The sequence below is a fragment of the Proteus sp. Marseille-Q3619 genome, assembly GCF_965283115.1.
In genome coordinates this window covers 2,082,513-2,103,386 of the sequence record NZ_CBDIMP010000001.1, presented here as the reverse complement: position 1 = coordinate 2,103,386, position 20,874 = coordinate 2,082,513, and the positions used below count along the sequence as shown (strand labels likewise).

15 protein-coding genes are annotated in these 20,874 nt (G+C 38.9%); 10 read left to right on the top strand and 5 right to left on the bottom strand.

The features are described from left to right. Positions 1 to 96: 96 nt before the first annotated feature. The 3 genes from ACWPWK_RS09595 to ACWPWK_RS09585 all read left to right on the top strand — a co-directional run bounded on the left by ACWPWK_RS09595 (position 97) and on the right by ACWPWK_RS09585 (position 4,110). Entirely contained in the window at positions 97 to 837 is a 741-nt protein-coding gene (locus ACWPWK_RS09595) for a MurR/RpiR family transcriptional regulator (RefSeq protein WP_109374182.1), read from the top strand. 334 nt (positions 838 to 1,171) lie between these two features. Continuing rightward, positions 1,172 to 2,728, top strand: a complete 1,557-nt coding sequence (locus tag ACWPWK_RS09590; protein ID WP_109374183.1) for a PTS transporter subunit EIIC — start codon at positions 1,172 to 1,174, stop codon at positions 2,726 to 2,728. A gap of 11 nt (positions 2,729 to 2,739) precedes the next feature. After that, the gene (locus ACWPWK_RS09585; protein ID WP_109374184.1) at positions 2,740 to 4,110 is read left to right on the top strand and encodes a class-II fumarase/aspartase family protein; all 1,371 of its coding nucleotides are present in this window, start codon (positions 2,740 to 2,742) and stop codon (positions 4,108 to 4,110) included. 87 nt (positions 4,111 to 4,197) lie between these two features. Here ACWPWK_RS09585 and ACWPWK_RS09580 read toward each other — a convergent pair whose 3' ends face one another. Next, a complete protein-coding gene (locus ACWPWK_RS09580) occupies positions 4,198 to 5,514 on the bottom strand; it encodes a sodium-dependent transporter (RefSeq protein WP_109374185.1) in 1,317 nt (438 codons plus the stop codon). Between the two features lie 620 nt (positions 5,515 to 6,134). On the opposite strand from ACWPWK_RS09580, the gene fdhF reads away from it, so the two are divergent. Then, positions 6,135 to 8,303, top strand: coding sequence for a formate dehydrogenase subunit alpha (gene fdhF, locus ACWPWK_RS09575; RefSeq protein WP_454208784.1), 2,169 nt, complete (start codon positions 6,135 to 6,137; stop codon positions 8,301 to 8,303). 89 nt (positions 8,304 to 8,392) lie between these two features. Here fdhF and fdoI read toward each other — a convergent pair whose 3' ends face one another. The 4 genes from fdoI to ACWPWK_RS09555 all read right to left on the bottom strand — a co-directional run bounded on the left by fdoI (position 8,393) and on the right by ACWPWK_RS09555 (position 14,582). After that, a complete protein-coding gene (gene fdoI, locus ACWPWK_RS09570; protein ID WP_109374187.1) occupies positions 8,393 to 9,052 on the bottom strand; it encodes a formate dehydrogenase cytochrome b556 subunit in 660 nt (219 codons plus the stop codon). After that, positions 9,049 to 9,978 carry a formate dehydrogenase subunit beta gene (gene fdxH, locus ACWPWK_RS09565; protein ID WP_109374188.1) on the bottom strand — a complete coding sequence of 310 codons (930 nt, stop codon included), beginning with the start codon at positions 9,976 to 9,978 and terminating at the stop codon, positions 9,049 to 9,051. Before fdxH ends, fdoI begins: the two co-directional genes overlap by 4 nt. A gap of 10 nt (positions 9,979 to 9,988) precedes the next feature. Then, positions 9,989 to 13,033, bottom strand: a complete 3,045-nt coding sequence (fdnG, locus tag ACWPWK_RS09560; protein ID WP_109374189.1) for a formate dehydrogenase-N subunit alpha — start codon at positions 13,031 to 13,033, stop codon at positions 9,989 to 9,991. Between the two features lie 338 nt (positions 13,034 to 13,371). Next, positions 13,372 to 14,582 (bottom strand): IS3 family transposase gene (locus ACWPWK_RS09555; RefSeq protein ID WP_196574217.1). Its coding sequence is split into 2 segments (ribosomal slippage): positions 13,372 to 14,240 and positions 14,240 to 14,582, totalling 1,212 coding nucleotides; the frame shifts between segments, so codons are not numbered across the junction. A 367-nt stretch (positions 14,583 to 14,949) separates the two neighbouring features. Between ACWPWK_RS09555 and ACWPWK_RS09550 the strand changes: the two genes are divergently transcribed. From ACWPWK_RS09550 to nanQ, 6 genes are all read left to right on the top strand, one after another. Then, on the top strand, positions 14,950 to 16,107 hold the full coding sequence (locus tag ACWPWK_RS09550; RefSeq protein ID WP_109373766.1) for an N-acetylneuraminate epimerase: 1,158 nt from the start codon (positions 14,950 to 14,952) through the stop codon (positions 16,105 to 16,107). 80 nt (positions 16,108 to 16,187) lie between these two features. Then, a complete protein-coding gene (locus tag ACWPWK_RS09545) occupies positions 16,188 to 16,883 on the top strand; it encodes an oligogalacturonate-specific porin KdgM family protein (RefSeq protein WP_109373765.1) in 696 nt (231 codons plus the stop codon). 211 nt (positions 16,884 to 17,094) lie between these two features. Next, positions 17,095 to 17,793 carry an N-acetylmannosamine-6-phosphate 2-epimerase gene (locus tag ACWPWK_RS09540; protein WP_109373764.1) on the top strand — a complete coding sequence of 233 codons (699 nt, stop codon included), beginning with the start codon at positions 17,095 to 17,097 and terminating at the stop codon, positions 17,791 to 17,793. Next, positions 17,790 to 18,659, top strand: coding sequence for an N-acetylmannosamine kinase (nanK, locus tag ACWPWK_RS09535; RefSeq protein WP_109373763.1), 870 nt, complete (start codon positions 17,790 to 17,792; stop codon positions 18,657 to 18,659). Before ACWPWK_RS09540 ends, nanK begins: the two co-directional genes overlap by 4 nt. A 50-nt stretch (positions 18,660 to 18,709) precedes the next feature. Next, complete coding sequence (locus ACWPWK_RS09530) at positions 18,710 to 20,200, top strand: sodium:solute symporter (protein ID WP_109373762.1); 1,491 nt, start codon at positions 18,710 to 18,712, stop codon at positions 20,198 to 20,200. A gap of 13 nt (positions 20,201 to 20,213) precedes the next feature. After that, positions 20,214 to 20,687, top strand: coding sequence for an N-acetylneuraminate anomerase (nanQ, locus tag ACWPWK_RS09525; protein ID WP_109373761.1), 474 nt, complete (start codon positions 20,214 to 20,216; stop codon positions 20,685 to 20,687). Positions 20,688 to 20,874 lie beyond the last annotated feature (187 nt).

The following is a 20,874-nucleotide window of genomic DNA, read 5'->3' as shown; positions in this document are numbered from 1 at the left end:
CACTTTATTTCACATAAACTCGTAAAAATAACCGAACTGCTTTTTTGATGTTTGCTGTTTTCATTAGATATTTTAGATTAATTTATTGGGTGAGATATGCTGGATTTTTTAAAAAATTATGACAATTTGACGATCAGCGAAAAGAAAGTATTAAAATATCTCACCGATAATATTGCGGATATTCCGTATTTAAATATTAATGATTTAGTCGCCAAAACCTTTGTATCAAAAACGGTTATCATTAATTTATCGCAAAAATTAGGATTTAGTGGATTTAAAGAGCTTAAGTTCCAAATTAATAATTATATTTTGACGAAAAATAAAGTCGAAAAAACGAATGCGGCATCTTATAAAAAACAATTAGAAAAAAACATTCATAAAACATTTACCTTAATTAATGAAGAACAAATTCAGGAGTGTGCAAAAACCTTACGCCATTCTAGGAATATTTTTATTGTTGCAAGAGGTACAAGCAAAGCCGTAGGGTATTATCTTGAACACCTATTGTTTGCATTAGGTCTGCATTGCTTTTTTATTAATGATTACAACTTATCTGATTCGTTTACACGTCTTGTTAATGAAGACGACACGGTTATCTTTATCTCTCTTTCTGGTGGCACTAAGAAAATCATCGAGACAGCAAAAATCGTGCAGCTAAAAGATGCTAACATCATTAGTATGACAGCATTTAATACCAATGAATTAACCACTTATGCAACTCATGCTCTATTTTGTTTTGCTGATAATCATGATACTAAAAAAGATGATACCAAATCACGAATTGGATTTTTTATGCTGGTGGATTTACTGATTAATGAGTTAGAAAATCTGCTTTAAAAAGGGATAATAGAGCTTATATGATTTATTAAATACTCTTTTTAATTATTAAAACGTGAATAATATTAATATATCTTGTTAGATTAATCGTTATTTATTCTAAAATGGCTTTTCTTTTCAATCTTACTTCTCAGCCCTAAAATAAATATTATTTAATAGAATAAAATAATTTATTCATTGTTCTTTATTACATCGATAATTAACAAAAAGACCTAAGTCATAAAATATGACCTGAGATAATATTTAAAACCAGCGCGTCATTCATTTCCTATAATCCCTAAGATAGAGTACCTCTGTAATTCTTTTATATTCGAGAAGTCATAAGGAAAAAAATATGGCCAGAAAAAAGTTCAGCGAATCTATTCAGCGCTTTGGTAGAACCCTACTTCTACCTATCGGCGTATTGGCACCAATCGGTATGATATTGGGGATCAGTGGTGCTTTAGTTCAGTCTTATATGATTGCACGCTTTCCTTTCTTAGGAAATGAAACCGTCAACGCATTGTTAGTGAGTATCCGTTCTATTGCGGGCGTTGTGTTTGACAATATCCCTCTCTTATTTGCAATGGGTGTGGCATATGGTATGAGCCACAAAGATAAGGGGATAGCGGTCTTTGCCTCTGTTGTCGGCTATTTAACCTTGATAAGTACTATCAATATCTGGCTGGTATTGACAGGAAAACTTGCTGATCCTGCGATTATGACGCAAGTGGGGCAAATCAAGGTGCTTGGTATCCAAACCATGAATATCAGTGCAGCAGGGGGGATTATCACGGGATTAATCGCCGCATGGGCAACGGATAAATTCTATAACCTGGAATTACCAACTGCATTTGCTTTCTTCTCAGGGAAAAAATCTGTCGCCATTATTATGGTCGGATTGATGATAGGCGTAGGCGCATTATTGCCATTTATTTGGGAAGTATTAGTCATGGGCTTAACTAAGCTCTCGGCTGTCTTCTTAAGTCCTGTCGGGCCTTTCTTTACCGCGGGTGGTGAACGTCTATTTATTCCATTTGGTTTACACCATGTTTGGAACGTTCTGTTTAGATTTACCGAAGCTGGTGGCTCTTATGTTATTGAAGGTCAAACCTATGTGGGTGTTGTACCAGCAATGACCGAAGTATTGTTTAATCAAGGACCAAGTAGTGAATATTGGGCAATGATGCCAAGCCTAACGCGCTTTATGGCTCAACAACAAATGTTGGTTACGTTGTTCCTATTCCCTGCGATTGCATTAGCAATTTATAAAACCTCGAAGAAAGAAAATCGCGCTGAAGTTAAATCGATGCTGGTGACGATGGTCTTAACGGCAATGTTAGGTAACGTTACTGAGCCACTTGAATTTACTTTCGTCTTTATCGCGCCGTTACTCTACTTAATTTACGCGATTATCGTCGGTATTGGCGCTGTTCTGCTCTCTTTTGCGGGAGTTGCGATTGGTTATATTCGAGGCACAGTCTTTGACTTCACCATCTTTGGTTTGCTGTACGAACATACTAACTGGATCTTCTTAGTGTTGATTGGTAGCGCACTGGCTGTTGTGACCTACTTTATTTTCTACTGGGCTATCGTCAAATTTGATATCAAAACACCGGGTAGAGAAGAATCAAGCAATATGAAAAATACGTTAATCAAAGAAAAACGTTATGGCGAAATTGCAGAAATTCTTATTCAAGCGTTAGGTGGCAAACAAAATATTCGTAATGTTGATAACTGTATTACACGATTACGTATCGATATTAATGAAGTTAATCAAATAGATAAAGAGTTAATGTTAGAGTCTGGCTGTACAGCATTCTTCTTTCCGGCAGCAAACCATGTCCATGTCGTTTATGGCCCTAAAGTCGAATTTGTTCGCAATGCTGTTGATGAAGCAATGAAGAAATAAAAGGATACATGATGAGAGCGTTATACGATTCTAAAAGTAAAACAATCGACGATCGCGGTATAAAAAATCTGCTGTCCAATGAAGCGAAATATTCAACTTGGTTGATGTTTGAAGCCATGTTAGCGCAAGCACAAGCTGAATACGGTTTTATTCCACAGTTTGCCGCAGATGAAATTAAAGAAAAGGCGATTATTGAGAATATCGATTTCGAAGAGATGAACCGTATTTATCAAAAAATAGGTCATGGCTTTGTGCCTTTCTTAAAAGTACTGGTGAATGCATGCTCTGAAGAGAGTGGTAAATATGTGCACTACGGCATTACCACTCAAAATATACAGCAAAGTTCACAGCTGTATATGATGAAAACGGTACACAACAAATTTATGTTGTTGTTAAGTGAGATCATCGAAAACTTATCAAATCTCGCTGAAAGAACCAAACATATGGTGATGGCAGGTAGAACACACGGTCGCCATGCTATTCCAATTACTTATGGCTATAAAGTGTCTGTTTGGATCAGTGATTTTATTGATTGCTACCAGCGTATGAAAGAGTGCGAAAAGCGTGTATTCACTATCATGATGGGGGGCGCAGTAGGTGCTTTTAACTCCATGCCTGAAGTGGGGATGAAAGTACAAAAACGCGTTGCAGAATTAGTGGGTATGCAAGCAATGGAAGTGCCATCACGTAACCTAAGTACGCATAAATTAGAGTACATGATGAACTTGGCATTGATGGCAAATATCTGCCATAAAATGGGTGAAGAAGTATATAGCACCACGTTAGAAGAAATTGCTGAGGTTTCTGAAGGATTTACAAAAGGCACTGTGGGTAGTAGCACGATGCCTCATAAAATTAATCCAAAATTAGCCAAAGGAATTATCGCTAACTCACAAAAACTTTACTCATTACCGAATGTGGGCATGTATTCCGCAGTAAGACCATACGAGGGCGATAGCAGCTCTTATATGTTATTCGATGGCTTAATTGAAGAAGCATTAGAATTAACAACAGAAATTTTGCTAAGAACGGAAGAGCTTTCAAGAACCATCGTTCCTCATGAAGAGAGAATGCTACATAACGTGATGAGAAATAAGGGTTTAGATAATACCGAATACGTTATGATGAAAATGGCAGAAAAATTAGGCAAAGATAAAGCGCATTCACTGTTATATGAAGAAGCCATTAAAACGGCGGCAGATGGTGAAGATTTTTACACTAACCTGATGAAGAATGAAACCATTACAGCGGCATTTAATGCAGATGAAATTAAGGCAATGCTTGATCCTCGTTCTTATATCGGTTTATCTGTTGAACTTGCTGAAAAAGAAGCAAAACGTGGGTTAGCGATTTCTCAAGAAATTAAGCAAAGCTATAAATAAGCAGTAAAAGCTATCAAGTATCCATCAATAAATCATTATCAGTTAAGTCGAGAGCCACTCATTTTGAGTGGCTCTTTTTGCTGATGACTAACCAATCAAACCATGCACTAAAATAATCCCGATACAAATTGGCCCAATATAACGCCATACTAATAATAAGCTTTGACGTTTTAATCCTGTGATATTTTCAGGAATAAAAGCATTCGCTCTACGTGACCAACCAAAGATTAAACACATTGCAATACCAAACAGTGGCATCAAAATATTAGAAGTCAGGTAATCCAACAAATCGAAGACTGTTTTGCCCCCCAGCGTCACATCACTCATCGGTCCAAAAGATAATGACACAGGAATACCCATCAACATAATCGATGCGGTTACGACTAACCCTGCACGACGGCGTGTCCACTGAAAACGCATCTGTACATAAGCGACGATATGTTCCAGTAATGAAATTGCAGAAGTTAACGCTGCCATTAATAACAAGACAAAGAACGTCACGGCTAAAATATTGCCACCGGGTAAGTTGGCAAAATAAACTGGCATGGTCATAAAGGTTAAGCCAGGACCCGCATTAGGTTCTAAGCCTGCGGCAGATAATGCAGGGAAAATCATTAATCCGGCAAGTACACACACCATACAAGACAGAATAACCACCCACATACTTGAGTTAGCAATACCTTTATTATCCGCTAAATAAGCACTGTAAGTGATGTGAATACCTAAACCGATAGACAGTGAGAAGAAGGCTAACCCTAACGCATCTAATACGCCTTGAGGGGTTAATTTGCTGAAATCAGGGTATAAAAATAATTTTAAACCTTCAGACGAACCAGGTAAGCTAATACCAACAATAATCAATAAAATCATAATGATAAATAACATTGGCATCATGATTTTAACGGCTTTTTCTAATCCGCGTTGTACACCTGCTAAAACCACAAAACAGGTTAATCCAGCAAAAGTAAGGTGAGCCAAAATAGGCCATAAAGGATCACTAATAAAGCGGGTAAAAATACCCGTTAATTCAGCGCTATCTGTAATATTCAACTGACCTGTTGCCGCCATAACGGTATAGCCAATTGTCCAACCACCGACAACACTATAGAAGCTATAAATACACCATGAACTGAATACACCAATAACGCCAATGATGACCCAATTGCGCCCCATCATTTTCTTAAATGCATTAACTGCTTCGGCGTGTGTGCTACTGCCTAATATATTTTCAGCCAGTAATACCGCAAGCCCGATAATAAAACTAAATAATAAGAAGACGATTAAGAATGCACCACCACCATTATTGGCAGCGACATAAGAAAACTTCCAGATTGCGCCAATACCGATTGCAGAGCCTGCGGCTGCTAAGATATGGCCGACTCGTGATGTCCATTGCTGGCTCATTTTGCCTCCGATTTAATTATTTTAGTGATGGAGGTAGCTGGCAAACAACGAATTGCAGATAAGACGTTGTAATTCATAACCTTTGTGGTGAAACTAAACATCATAGAACTCCCCTAAAAAAAATCAGTTCCACCAGTAGGTTACAAACAAAAAAACCACCTTACTGGTGGCTTTTGCAAAAGATGAATAAGCGCGGCCACCTAACGAAGTAGTAGTAGGTTTAGGCCTAAAAGTCGGTTATTAGTGTTCATGTTCATCTTTTTGCTCTTTATTGAAATGGATATCATCGCAATGCAATATGAAATATTGTTTTTCAAAATGCGTATTTGTTATTTATATCATAAATTCAAACTAAATAAATAAAATTTATTAGAATTCAGTGTTAATTTTTATTTTTAAATGTTTTTCTGATGCCAATGGCTAAATATCGTAATAAGTTATGGAATTAACCTTCTTTGTGTAAGGTGAACATCGGCAAAAATGTCGAAACGGTTATTAAACATTATTTTGTTTTTTTTATATCTTATTGATTATATTTAAAAAATTAATTGGCATAATTCCTGCTTAGTTGAAAGTTCTTTATGACTCTTTTACTCCCTAGTTAGGGGAAAGGATATCAAATGAACAAAATCAACTCCGTCTGTCCTTATTGTGGCGCTGGCTGCAAAATCAATCTCTGTGTCGAAAATGGTCGCATAATCAAAGCCGAAGGTGCTAATGGTGTCACCAATCAAGGCGAACTTTGCTTAAAAGGGCTATATGGTTGGGATTTCCTTAATGACAACAAATTGCTGACAGCCAGAATTCATGAGCCGATGATCCGCCGACAAAAAGGGGCTGGTTTTGAAATTGTGAGTTGGAATGAAGCTATTCAATTTACGGCAAAAAAATTACTGGAAATAAAAGAAAAATACGGTGTGAAATCCATCATGTGTACGGGATCTTCTCGTGGTACAGGGAATGAAACCAACTTTGTGATGCAGAAATTTGTGCGTGCAGTATTAGGTAATAATAATGTCGATTGTTGTGCGCGTGTTTGCCATGGACCTTCTGTTGCCGGTTTGCAAGAAACATTAGGTAATGGTGCCATGAGCAACTCTATTGCGGATATTGAAGACTCAGATTGCTTATTAGTGTTTGGCTATAACTGTGCAGATTCTCATCCTATTGTGGCGCGTCGTGTGGTTAAAGCGAAACAAAAGGGTGCCAAAATTATCGTTTGTGATCCTCGTAAAATCGAAACCGCTAAAATTGCTAACCAATATTTACCATTAAAAAATGGTACTAATATGGCGTTAGTCAATGCCTTCGCATACACGCTAATTGATGAAGATCTTTATGATAAAGACTATGTGAGCCAATACACAGAAGGCTTTGAAGAATATAAAAAACAACTCGCAGACTATAGCCCTGAAGCTGTGCAAGATATTGTAGGCATTCCTGCTATTGAAATTCGTAAAGCAATGCGCACTTATGCGGGCGCTAAAACGGCCACTATTATGTGGGGAATGGGCGTCACACAGTTTGGCCAAGCGGTTGATGTGGTAAAAGGGTTATCAGGTCTTGCTTTATTAACAGGAAATTTAGGTAAACCGCATGTGGGTGTTGCACCCGTTCGTGGGCAAAATAATGTTCAAGGTGCCTGTGATATGGGCGTTTTACCGAATATGTTTCCGGGATACCAGTATGTCACTGACGAAGAAACCCGTAAAAAATTTGCACAAGCATGGAATATTCCTGTTGAACAACTCGATCCAGATGTGGGATATCGCATTACCGAAGTCCCTCATTTAGCCATTGAAGGTAAGGTGAAAGCCTATTACATCATGGGTGAAGATCCACTCCAAACAGAGGCAGATTTAGGCTTAGTGAGAAAGGGCTTTGAAGCGCTCGATTTTGTGGTAGTTCAAGATATCTTTATGACCAAAACAGCAGAGCAAGCGGATGTGATTTTACCATCAACTAGCTGGGGTGAACATGCGGGGATCTTTACGTGTGCCGATAGAGGCTTCCAACGTTTTGAAAAAGCCATTGAACCTAAGGGCAATGTAAAACGAGATTGGGAGATCATCAGTTTACTCGCCACTGAAATGGGCTATCCGATGTCTTATGAAAATAACGAAGAGATCTGGAATGAAGTTAGAGCATTATGCCCACTGTTTTTTGGTGTCACTTATGAAAAATTGGCAGGCTTAGCGCATATTCAATGGCCTTGTACCGATATTGAAGATAAGGGAACGCCTTATTTGTATTCTGGTAACCACTTCACCACACCATCAGGTAAAGGTAAGTTATTTGCGACACCGTGGCGCGCACCAGCTGAATTACCTGATGCGGATTATCCGATGATCCTATCAACCGTGCGTGAAGTTGGGCATTACTCATGTCGCTCCATGACAGGTAACTGTAAAGCATTGGCATCATTAGCCGATGAACCGGGTTATGTTCAAGTTCACCCAGAAATTGCTAAAGAGGCTGGGATCCGTGATCAGGAAATTGTCTGGGTTGAATCTCGCCGCGGTAAAGTGATGTCTCGCTGTAATGTGAATGAGACAATCAACAAGCAAGCGATTTATATGACTTATCAATGGTGGATAGGGGCATGTAATGAACTGACTCAAGATAATCTTGATCCTGTTTCAAAAACCCCTGAAACCAAATATTGTGCGGCTAAAGTGATTAAAATTGATGATCAAAAATGGGCAGAAAGCCAAGTTTCTCAACATTATCACACCATGAGAAGCCGTTTAATTAACTTAGTAGAGCAAGCAAAGACAGTGACGCATTAATAAGTTGAACGTATATTAACAATAGAAATGGAGGCCATTAAGCCTCCATTTTTTTCTCACATTTATGTTATAGAAATAAAAGCAGTTTATTATTTTTGGTTTAATTGGCTTTCAGCTTCTTTTTTTTCTTCTTCTAAAATCTCACGATACCAACGCGGGTGATGTTTTTTCGCCCAACCACGCGTTACCCAGCCTTCAATCATGCTACGAATTGAACCTTTTACCCAAAACGCGGCGTAAGCATGAACAATCACCGTAATGATCAGTAAGATGGCGGACAGTGAGTGAGCCAGCAAAGCAATGCGAATAACAGGAATAGAGAAATAATCGGCAAAATAAGGTCGCCAAATAATTATCCCACTAATGGTCAAAACAATAAGGCTGAGACTTAAAGTCCAATAAATTCCTTTTTGACCTAAGTTGTAATGCCCAATATCGCCGGCTTCTTCATTTTGCAGCACTTTATGGATATTTTTTGCCCACACTAAATCATCTTTATCAACAGCGTTATACTTGAAGTATCTAAAAAACATAAAGATAAAGAAAAACACCATCGCAACACCCGTAAATGGATGCAGTAAACGCGAAAGTTGCGGTGTACCTAAAATATTCATAAACCAATTTAGAGATGGGAAGAAAAAGCCCAGCCCACTAAAGGCGGTAAAGACAAAGAAAATCGCCACAACCCAGTGATTGATTCGCTCTGAGGCCGTATGACGAAGGATTTTATCACTCTTCTTCTTCATTATTTCTGCTCCTCTTTGTTCACTGAATTTTGTGATGCTTCCATCTCTTTTTGTGCCTCTTCTTCATCTTCTTCGGTAGTGTGGTTAGGACCAATACCTAAATAATGGAATATTGCCCCCGCAAAGGTGGCAGCAAAACCCACCGCGGCTAATGGCTTCCAAATGCCTTTCCAGAATTTCACTGTTGAGCTAATTTCTGGGTTTTCTGGTAAGCCATGATACAAGTTAGGTCTATCCGCATGATGAAGGACATACATGACGTGCGTACCGCCAACACCTTGAGGATCGTATAAACCCGCTTTGTCATAACCTCGTGTATTGAGTTCAGCAACACGTTCATTTGCAAGATGCGTCATTGCCTCTTTAGAGCCAAAATGAATGGCACCAGTAGGACAGGTTTTTACACAAGCAGGCTCTTGACCGACTTCAACACGATCAACACAAAGTGTGCATTTGTAAGCGCGATTATCTTCTTCATTAATACGAGGGACATCGAAAGGGCAACCCGCAATACAGTAGCCACAACCAATACAGTGTTCTGATTGGAAATCGACAATACCGTTAGCGTATTGCACAATAGCTCCTTCCGATGGGCATGCTTTTAAACAGCCCGGATCAGCACAGTGCATACAGCCATCTTTACGAATTAACCATTCCAGCTTGCCATTTTCTTCTACTTCAGAAAAACGCATCACTGTCCACGACTTAGCCGTTAAATCCATTGGGTTATCGTAAACACCAACGTTAAGACCAACTTTATCGCGAATGTCGTTCCATTCAGAACAGGCAACCTGACAGGCTTTACAGCCAATACACGTTGTCACATCGATAAGTTTTGCCACCTCTTCCTTAAAGTCACGTACCTGAGGTGCTGGCGTCAGGGAATTGGTTGCAGAACGACGAATAATATCTTGAGATTGTAATGACATCAGTTTCCCCTTATGCCTTTTCGATATTAACTAAAAACGCTTTATATTCAGGTGTGAATGAGTTTGCATCACCCACAGATGGCGTTAATGTATTGGCAAGGAAACCTTTGCGAGTCGCGCCCTCAAAGCCCCAGTGACAAGGAATACCGATAGTATCGACAACTTTGCCATTAATCGTCAGCGGTCTAATACGCTTAGTAACAACCGCTTTAGCCTTGATATAGCCTCGTTTAGCACTGACTTTAACTTCATCGCCTGCCACAATGCCTTTACGAGAAGCAAGATGCTCGCCAATTTCGATAAACTGATCAGGCTGTGCAATGGCATTGATTAATGAATGTTTTGTCCAATGACGGAATAATTCAGTAATCGAATAGGTTGTAGCGACATAAGGGAATTCATCAGCTTTACCTAAATGTTCTGCATCATAACTGTATAAACGCGCGACAGGGTTACGAGAGACGTTCGGGTGCAGAATATTCTCTTCTGTTGGTGATTCAAACGGCTCGTAGAATTCAGGGAATGGGCCATCTGCCATTTTATCAACAGCAAATAAGCGTCCCATACCTTCGGGTTGCATAATGAATGGACCTACACCGCTATTTGGTGCTGCATTGTTATAGTCTGGTACGTCAGGACCAACCCATTGATTGCCATTCCATTTGATCAATTGGCGTTTTTCATCCCACGGTTGACCTTGTGGATCAACAGATGCGCGGTTATATAACACACGACGGTTTTGCGGCCATGCAAATGCCCAACCTGGTGTACAGCCTAAGCCTGAAGGATCGGCATTATCGCGGTTCGCCATTTGGTTGCCTTTTTCAGTCCAGCAACCAGAATAGACCCAACAGAAACTGGCGGTTGAACCGTCGGATTTAAGCTGGTGGAAACCGTCAAGTTGTTGTCCTTTTTTAAACAACAATTTGCCTGCATCATCGTAAATATCACGCATTGCTTGACCATTCGCTTCTTTCGCCACTTCTTCAGGCTGTGGATCGTAAGGGTCAACGTAATTCCAAGACAGGTTCATTACAGGCTCTGGGAAAACACCGCCTTCATCACGATAAAGCTCGCGCAGACGCATTAACAAATGCCCTAAAATTTTGCCATCATGCCATGCTTGTGCAGGTGGTTTAGCGCCAGACCAGTGCCATTGTAACCAGCGACCTGAGTTTGCAATCGAGCCATTTTCTTCCGCAAAACACGATGAAGGTAAACGGAAAATTTCAGTTTGAATATCTTTTGGTGAGACTTCATTCATCTCGCCGTGGTTTTGCCAAAAATTAGAGGATTCAGTCACTAACGGATCAATGACAACCATATATTTCAGCTTAGCTAATGCGGCACTGCATTTATTTTTATCCGCAAATGCAGCTAATGGATTAAAACCTTGAACGATATAACCATTCATTTTGCCATCGATCATCAACTGGGTTTGAGCCATGATATCGTAGCTTTTATCCCATTTTGGTAACCAGTGATAACCCCACTCATTACTTTCTGTCGCGCTATCTCCCCAGAAGCTTTTTAGTAAACTAATAAAGAAATCAGGGGTTCTTTTCCAGTAATTAACTTGGTCTGCAACAACCGTTTTTGGTGTTACTTGGGATAAGTAAGTCTCTAATGAAGTCTGCTTTTCATTAGGCAGAGGCATATAACCTGGTAGGTTTAATGATAATAAACCCAGATCGCTATAGCCTTGGATATTAGAGTGCCCACGTAACGCATTGACGCCACCACCCGGCATACCCACGTTACCGAGTAATAACTGGATCATACCTGCTGCACGAATAGTTTGTGCACCGCCAGTATGGTGAGTCCAACCTAGGGCATAAAGAATGGTAGAGGTTCTGTCTTTTACGCTGGTAGACGCAAGTGCTTCACAGATATAAACAAAGTCTTCTAATGGTGTACCACAAAGCGTGGTGACAATTTCAGGGGTATAACGTGAGACGTGCTGTTTTAAAAGATCCCACACACAACGAGGATGTTGCAGCGAATCATCTCTTAATGCCAAGCCATTTTCATCGAGTTCATAATGCCATGAGGTTTTATCATAGCTTTGGTTTTCTTTATCAAAGCCACTGAAAAGACCGTCATCAAAGCTGTAATCTTCACGTACAATGAGAGGTGCATTCGTATAGGCTTTGACATATTCATGCTGAATTTTATTGTGTTTAATTAGGTAATTAATTACACCTAATAAAAAGGCGGTATCAGAGCCAGCACGAATAGGGGAATAGAGATCGGCAACCGCAGCACTACGGTTAAAACGGGGATCGACAACGATAACCTTCGCATTATTCTTAATTTTAGCTTCGATAACCCATTTAAAACCCACAGGATGTGCTTCAGCAGGGTTACCGCCCATGATCAGCACAACGTTAGCATTTTTAATATCAACCCAGTTATTGGTCATTGCACCACGACCAAAGGTTGGTGCTAATGCGGCGACTGTTGGCGCATGGCAAAGTCTTGCCTGACAATCGATAGCAATCATGCCTAATGAGCGAGAAAATTTATTATCTAAAATACCTGTTTCATTACTGGCGGCAGATGAACAAAGCATACCGGTTGTTAGCCAACGGTTAACTTCTTGCCCTTTTTCATTATGGGTGACAAAGTTTTCATCACGGTCTTTTTTCATTAAACGGGCAATTTTATCAATCGCTTCATTCCATGAGATGCGTTCCCACTTATCAGAGCCAGGTCTACGATATTCAGGATATTTCAGGCGATTTTCACTATGGATATAATCAACAAGACCTGCTCCTTTCGGACATAAAGAGCCACGGCTAACAGGATGATCAGGGTCACCTTCAATGTGATAAATACTTTTATCCACATTTTTCGCGCCATCCCCAAGGCTATACATCAAAATACCGCAACCCACAGAGCAATAAGTACAGTTATTACGGGTTTCAACGGAACGTAACAGTTTATATTGGCGAGAGCTTGCCGCAACTTCTGGCGAAAAACCAAGTAATGCAGCAGAAGTGCCAGCCATACCGCCAGCACAGATCTTAAAGAACGACCTCCGACTGATTTGCATCAGAGTCTCCTTGTTAATTGATAAATAACACCCGTACCGGGCGTTTAAAAAACGTCCAGTAAAGATACGATTTCATTTTTCAATCATTCAAGACAGACCTGAGTATCGTTTTGTGAACTCAATGTGATGAACTACTACTTAAAATGACGTTGGTGATTATAACGAGGAAAAAAAATAAATCCATACTAACAATGCGGATACAAATTATATTAAAAAATAACAATTTAGTTTAATTTCCATCATGTTAAATAACTAATTTTTCAATTAGCCCACAAGGTGAAAATGGGTATTAAATCGATTAAAAAGGCTGACTAGTCCTGATATAGGTTGACAACTTTTCAGGCATAAAACGCTCGATGTACTTCATCGGGCGTTTTATAGTTTAACGATAAGTGTGGCCGTTTTTCATTATAGAGTTGGATTGATTCTTCTACTAATTTTCTTGCTTGTTCCAGATTACTCGGTTTTATCAGTAGATACTCCATTTTTAATATTCCATTAATTCGTTCTGCTAAGGCATTTTGATAACAATCATACCCATCAGTCATAGAACATTGAATATTATGCTCTTTATGTATCTCCTGATATTCCGAAGAACAATACTGTATCCCTCGATCTGAATGATGGATTAACGAAGTTGTCGAAGTCCGTTTTTTTAACGCCTGAACCAACGATTTCTTCACTGAACTTGTTTTCATATTGTTATCTAAATGATATCCCACGATTTTTCGTGAATACGCATCCGTAATTAAACTTAAATAAGTATCACCTTCATGCGTCGATAAATAGGTAATATCTGCTACCCAAAGCTGTTCTGGTTGTGTGGGGATAAACCCTGACTTAATTAAATTTGGATGCCGATAAAAACGATGATGGCTTAAGGTTGTTCGATGATAAGCCCGTTTATTAGGCACCAGTAACTGATGTTCCTTCAATAAAGAAAATAGCCGATCACGACCAATAACCATCTGTTTTTGCTTTAAAATAAAATGTAATTTACGCCCACCCAGTCGAGGTTGTAAGACTCGTTCAGATTTAACAACATCAATGATGGCCGAATCGGCTTTCTTTCGTTCCTCAGTTCTATCCAGTCTCTTGTAATAAGCCTGTCGGCTGATCTGCATAAAACGGCAAGCAATTGTTACGGTGAGGTTTTTAACCGTTTTTTCTTTAATAACTCGGCTTTGCGCTTTTTTGACAAACGAACTCCAAAGTCTCTATCCATGACTTTAACCACTGCTTCGAAGAAATCGGATTTAAGCCGAGCCTCTTCAAGTTCCTTTTCAAGGATCTTAATGCGTTGTTCCGGCGTTTGTTGTTCAGAAGATTGGGTCATAGCTGAACCTCTATAAAAAGTATCAGGGGTACCGTTTGACCAATCTAACCTACCATGCTTACGAAGCCAAACTAAAACAGTAGAGCATCCTTGTATACCATAGCGATCTTGGGCTTGTTTATAGGTTATTTCGCCTTTTTCAACTTGGTCAACAAGCTGTAATTTAAAAGCGAGAGAATAATCGCGTTGAGTTCGTTTAGTGATTGGTTTCATTACACTCTCCAATTTCAGATTGGAAAAGTGTCAACCTTATTCAGGACGGGTCAGGCTCTTGAAATAAAACTCCATTTTTATCTCTTTTATAAAAAATTTTACTGTAAAAGAAGTAACATTATATTCTGCATAAAATCTCAACAATAAATTATTGTGACTATCTTTTATTCCAATATCAGATTTTTATTCTTAAATTTGATTTAAGGAAAGTTATAAAAATATAAGTCTAAAAAATAGACATTTTGATCGTCTTCACAATTCAGAAAAGATCGATTTGAAGTTTAACTCCGAAAATAATTATATATTGGAGTGATCTTCAATATACAAAAAACACCCTACTTGATGACAATAATAAGAGCTAATAAGTATGAACAGAATAAAGAAAATATCTTACGCCTGTCTCTCTGTAATGCTAGTGTCAGCAATATTCACCTCTACTAGCTTTGCAGAAAAACTTCCTAACTTACCTGTCACATTTAAAAGTGGGGCAGGAACAATCAACAAAAATGTTATTTATATTGGTTTAGGCACAGCAGGAAAATCTTGGTATAAGCTTGATCTTAATAATCAAACAAAACAATGGGAAAAAATAGCAGACTTTCCTGGTACACAAAGAGATCAGGCCATTGCACTAGCATTAAATAACGATATTTATGTATTTGGTGGTGCGGGAAAAGAAAATAAAGAGAGTGAAACTATTAGTGCACTCACAGAAGTTTATCGTTATTTACCTAAAGAAAATAAATGGGAAAAAGTGAATACGCGGGCGCCTTACGGATTAGTTGGGCATGCTGGTATTAATATTAACAACCATGAAGCTATTATTCTTGGTGGTGTTAATCAACAAATTTTTGATGGTTACTTTGTTGATTTAAACCGTACCAAAGAGAATGGATCTGAAAATAAAAAAGTCATCAGTGATTATTTTAATAAACCTGCGGAAGGTTACTTCTTTAATCGAAATATAATGGAATATAACGCTGAAAGTAATCAATGGCGATTATTAGGTGTTATGCCATTTAATGGAACGGCGGGTTCGGCATTAGCTTATGATGGTAATAAAATCACCTTAATAAATGGTGAAATAAAACCGGGATTACGAACCAGTGAAGTGCAAACAGCGATATTTAAAAACAATCAATTACAATGGAACACGGTAGCACAAAAGCTACCAAATCCTACACCTGATCAGCAACAAGACGGCTTAGCAGGTGCATTTGCGGGTTACAGCATGCACACCTTGCTGGTTGCTGGAGGGGCAAATTTTCCGGGTTCTCAGGCAAACTATGCACAGCAACATTATTTTGCGCATCAAGGACTAGAAAAAACGTGGCATAAAGAAATTTATGGCTTTATTAATAATCAATGGAAAGTCATTGGCGAATTACCTCTTCCTCTTGGCTATGGTGTCACTATCTCACATGATAATTCACTTTATTTAATTGGAGGTGAAACAAATAAAGGTGAAGCTGTTAATTCAGTTATTACTTTAACGATGAAAGATAAACAATTAATTATTGAATAATCTCTCCCTACATATAAATTAAAATAACCCATTAAGGCCCCTGATTTATTCAGGGAGTCTTACCTATTTAGGTAAATATTATGGCAAATAAAAAGAAAAAACTTTTATTGGCATGCTGTACTTTATTAATGTCATCTCAATTATATGCGACTACATTAGACTTCCGTCATGAATATGCAGATTCGACACGAATTAATAAAGATAGAATTGCATTTATTCATTCTTTTTCAAATGGCATTGGTTTTTATATTGATGCGAGTGTCAAATCAGGTGGTGTTGATGGTGAAAAAGATAAATTATTTAGTGATGTTGTTAATAATGCCATTGAAATGGGATTAAGCTACAATCATAAATTAAATAATAATGTCACATTACAGCCCGGTCTTATTTTCGAAACAGTTACCGATACTTCTATATATAAACCTTATTTAAAAGCACAATATAATTTTGATAGTGGTTTATATATTGCAGGGCGTTATCGTTTTGATTATGCCCGTAAAACAAAACAAGGTGTTGATGACGAAAAGACAAATCGTTTTGATGGTTTTATTGGTTATAAATATAACAAATTTAAAGTGGAATATGACTACACGCAAATGTATAGCGATGCCATAAAATACGATAATAAAAAACGTAATTATGAGCATAACGTCGCTTTCTCTTATCAAATCAACAGTACATTCACGCCTTATATTGAAATTGGCAACATGGCAGTAAGCCCACTTAGTGATGCTCGTCAGACGCGTTATCGTGTTGGGTTGCAGTTCCATTTCTGATTTTACTTAATGAAAACAAAGTAAAAAAACAGGAAGAGTGGTGGAGACATCATTCTTCCTTTTTATTTTGTTTATTTATCAGTTGGTTATATGGCTGTGGTTATTGTTTGATCTTCTTCACAAATTGTTATTTTTTTGATTGAGAAATTAAACTCCGTAAAATATTATAATTTGGAGTTGTATTTCAAAAGAAGAGAACAGTGAGTTCAAAATGGCGCTAATTGAAAAAATGACTAAGGATATTCAGCAAAAGGGCGGATTAATCGTGTCTTGCCAGCCCGTTGATAATAGTCCAATGGATAAGCCCGAAATTGTCGCTGCTATGGCTCAAGCCGCAGTAAATGCAGGTGCAATCGCAGTACGTATTGAGGGAATTGATAATTTAAAAGCAACGCGTCCTCTTATTGATGTGCCGATTATTGGCATTGTGAAGCGTGATTTGCCTGATAGTCCTGTAAGGATCACACCGTGGCTCAGTGATATTGAAGAATTAGCCACCGCAGGTGCAGATATTATTGCTTTTGATGGTACTGATCGTGTGCGTCCTGTACCCGTGAAAACGTTATTAGCTCATATTCATCGTTTAGGAAAATTGGCGATGGCGGATTGCGCCACCTTTGACGAAGGCATGTATTGCCAAGAGTTGGGCACTGAATTTATTGGTTCAACGATGTCGGGCTATACCGGTGGCGAAATACCAAAGCTGCCTGATTTACAGCTGGTCACTGCATTGGCTGAAAAAGGATGCCGAGTGATTGCTGAAGGGCGTTATAACACACCGATGATGGCAGCAAGAGGTATGCACGCGGGTGCTTGGGCTGTCACTGTAGGCTCTGCATTAACACGTCTTGAGCATGTCTGTGATTGGTTCACTCAAGCATTAAAGTGGCAGCAGGAGTTAGATAAATGAATACATTAGCCATTGATATTGGAGGAACAAAAATTTCGGCAGCATTAATTAGCCGAGATAACCAATTGACACAACATACGCAGATCACCACACCCGCAAGTGCATCACCAACACAACTTTATGAAGCACTCGTTGCTATTACGACACCACTAAAAAACCATGCTGATAGTGTTGCCGTTGCATCAACAGGCATTATTTGTAATGGCATTTTAACGGCTCTGAATCCAGATAATTTAGGCGGATTAAAGGATTTTCCTTTAAAAGAAACGTTATCTGCGATCACGGGGTTGCCATGTTGGTTACTGAATGATGCTCAAGCTGCAACATGGGCTGAATATGATTATCGTCGAGAAACTATTTCTGATATGGCGTTTATCACTGTATCGACAGGTGTTGGCGGTGGCGTTATTCAACAAGGACAACTTTTTACAGGGAAACGAGGTATTGCAGGCCATTTAGGTCACACCTTAGCAGATCCTCATGGCCCACGTTGTGGCTGTGGTCGCTATGGTTGCGTTGAAGCTATCGCTTCAGGTCGTGCGATTGCCGCACAGGCAACTGGAGAGCTTGCAGGAAAAGATGCTAAAGCGATTTTTGCTGCCTTTCATCAGGGAAATTCACAAGCAAAATCAATTATTGAGCACTCAGCAAACACAATTGCAAATTTGGTGACAGATATCAAAGCAACAACCGATGCCGATTGTGTCGTTCTTGGCGGTAGTGTTGGGCTAGCGAAAGGGTATATAGAACTCGTTCAAGCAGCCATGACACAACAGCCATTAGCATTACAAGTGCCGATATTATCGGCTCACTACCATCATGATGCCGGGCTCTGGGGCGCTGTCCTGTGGGCTAGAGAGCAATAAAAAACTGTCGTAAAACTTACCTTTTACCCTACATATGGCAGGACTAAAAAATGCAATTACATGATTTTGGTTTCATTAATTATGCAGTGCTGTTTGGTTATTTAGCAGCAATGCTACTCGTTGGTGTTTATTTCTCTAAACGTCAAAAAACCGCGGATGATTATTTCCGTGGCGGAGGTCGCGTTCCAGGTTGGGCTGCGGGTGTTTCCGTCTTTGCAACCACATTAAGCTCGATTACGTTTATGTCTATTCCTGCAAAGGCTTATACCTCAGACTGGACTTTCATTATTGGGCAATATTTAGCTATCGCTATTTTGCCATTAGTCTTTTATTTCTATATTCCGTTTTTTAGAAAATTAAAAATCACCTCGGCTTATGAATATTTAGAAGCGCGTTTTGATATACGCAGCCGTTTATTTGCCAGCCTTTCATTTATGTTATTCCATATTGGTCGAGTGGCAATTATTACTTATTTAACTGTACTTGCTTTGCGTCCTTTTATGGGTATCGATCCCGTAGTATTAATTGTGCTGATTAGCTTGCTATGTATTGTTTATACTTGGATGGGTGGCATTGAAGGCGTTATTTGGACTGACGTTATTCAAGGGTTATTACTATCAGGTGGCGCAGTGCTTATCTTTATTATGATCTGCTTTAAAGTTGATGGCGGAATTAGTGAAATTTTCACAGCAACATCACAGGCAGATAAATTCTTCCCTGCGACACAATTACGTTGGAGTTGGACTGATAGCACCATTCCTGTTTTGATGATCGGATTTTTATTCGCGAACATTCAGCAATTTACCGCAAGTCAGGATGTCGTACAGCGTTATATTGTGACGGATTCCATTGAAGAAACTAAGCGTACATTGATAACAAACGCTAAATTAGTTGCCATTATTCCTATTTTCTTCTTCGCTATCGGCTCGGCCTTGTTTGTGTATTACAAACAGAATCCTAGCTTCTTACCTGAAGGCTTTAATACAGGTGGTATTCTCCCTCTATTTATTGTGACCGAAATGCCAGTCGGTATTGCTGGATTAATTATTGCGGCTATTTTTGCTGCGGCTCAATCGAGTATTTCGAGTAGCTTAAACAGTATCTCAAGCTGTTTTAACTCTGATATTTACACACGTTTAAGTAAATCTGAACGCCGTGCTGAACAAAAAATGAAAGTTGCGAGATTAGTGATTATCGTAGCGGGTGTATTCAGCAGCCTTGCAGCCATTTGGTTAGTTTTATCTGATGAGTCTGAAATTTGGGATGCTTTTAACAGCCTGATTGGTTTAATGGGTGGCCCAATGACAGGTCTGTTTATGCTGGGTATTTTTGTTAAACGTGCCAATGCAGGCAGTGCCGTAGTGGGTATTATCGTCAGTATTATTGCGGTATTAGCAGCTCGTTATGGCAGTGATCTTAACTTCTTCTTCTACGGAGTGATTGGTGCAATGTCTGTGGTAATAGCAGGAACAATCACAGCGCCTCTTTTCGCCTCAGCAAAACAAATTTCATTAGATGACAATGAAACATCAGGGAATTAATAGGGGATAACCTATGTTATTTGGACACATATCAGATTTGGCTTTGATGCCAGAAATGAATTCAGCACTGCGTAACGCGATGGAAAAAGCACTCGCACTTGATCCTGCATCTCTCGCACCGGGTAGTTATAAAATTGACGGTGAAACGTTGTTTATGAATGTGATGACGTTTGACACGCAGCCTCGTGAGCAAAAACGTGCAGAGTTACATCAGCGTTATATTGATATTCAGATATTGCTATCTGGTGAGGAAATTATTGATTTTGGTATACAAGGCTCAGCTCAAGATGCGACACCTTATAATGAAGCTGATGATTATCAACTAACCGATACAATAATAGGTCAACAGACCTTAACGCTTACACCAAGCATGTTTGCTGTTTTTATGCCTTATGAACCTCATAAACCGGGAATTTCGGCTGAAAAGGGTGCAAATACACTGAAGAAAGTGGTCGTTAAGTTGGATGTCGCCACATTGACTGACTAAAAATTACTGTTTTTATTAAGCGCTTTATTTCTGATGTATCAGTAAGTTGTATTCTGATGACATAAGGAATAAAGCGTTTTTTATTATCATATTATTGTATGAGCAAGGCTTTTTTTAACCTGTTGGAATTGGTACTCTTGTTAGCAGAATTTTTTCCGTGTATCTTCTGCAACCAAGGATAATCTCC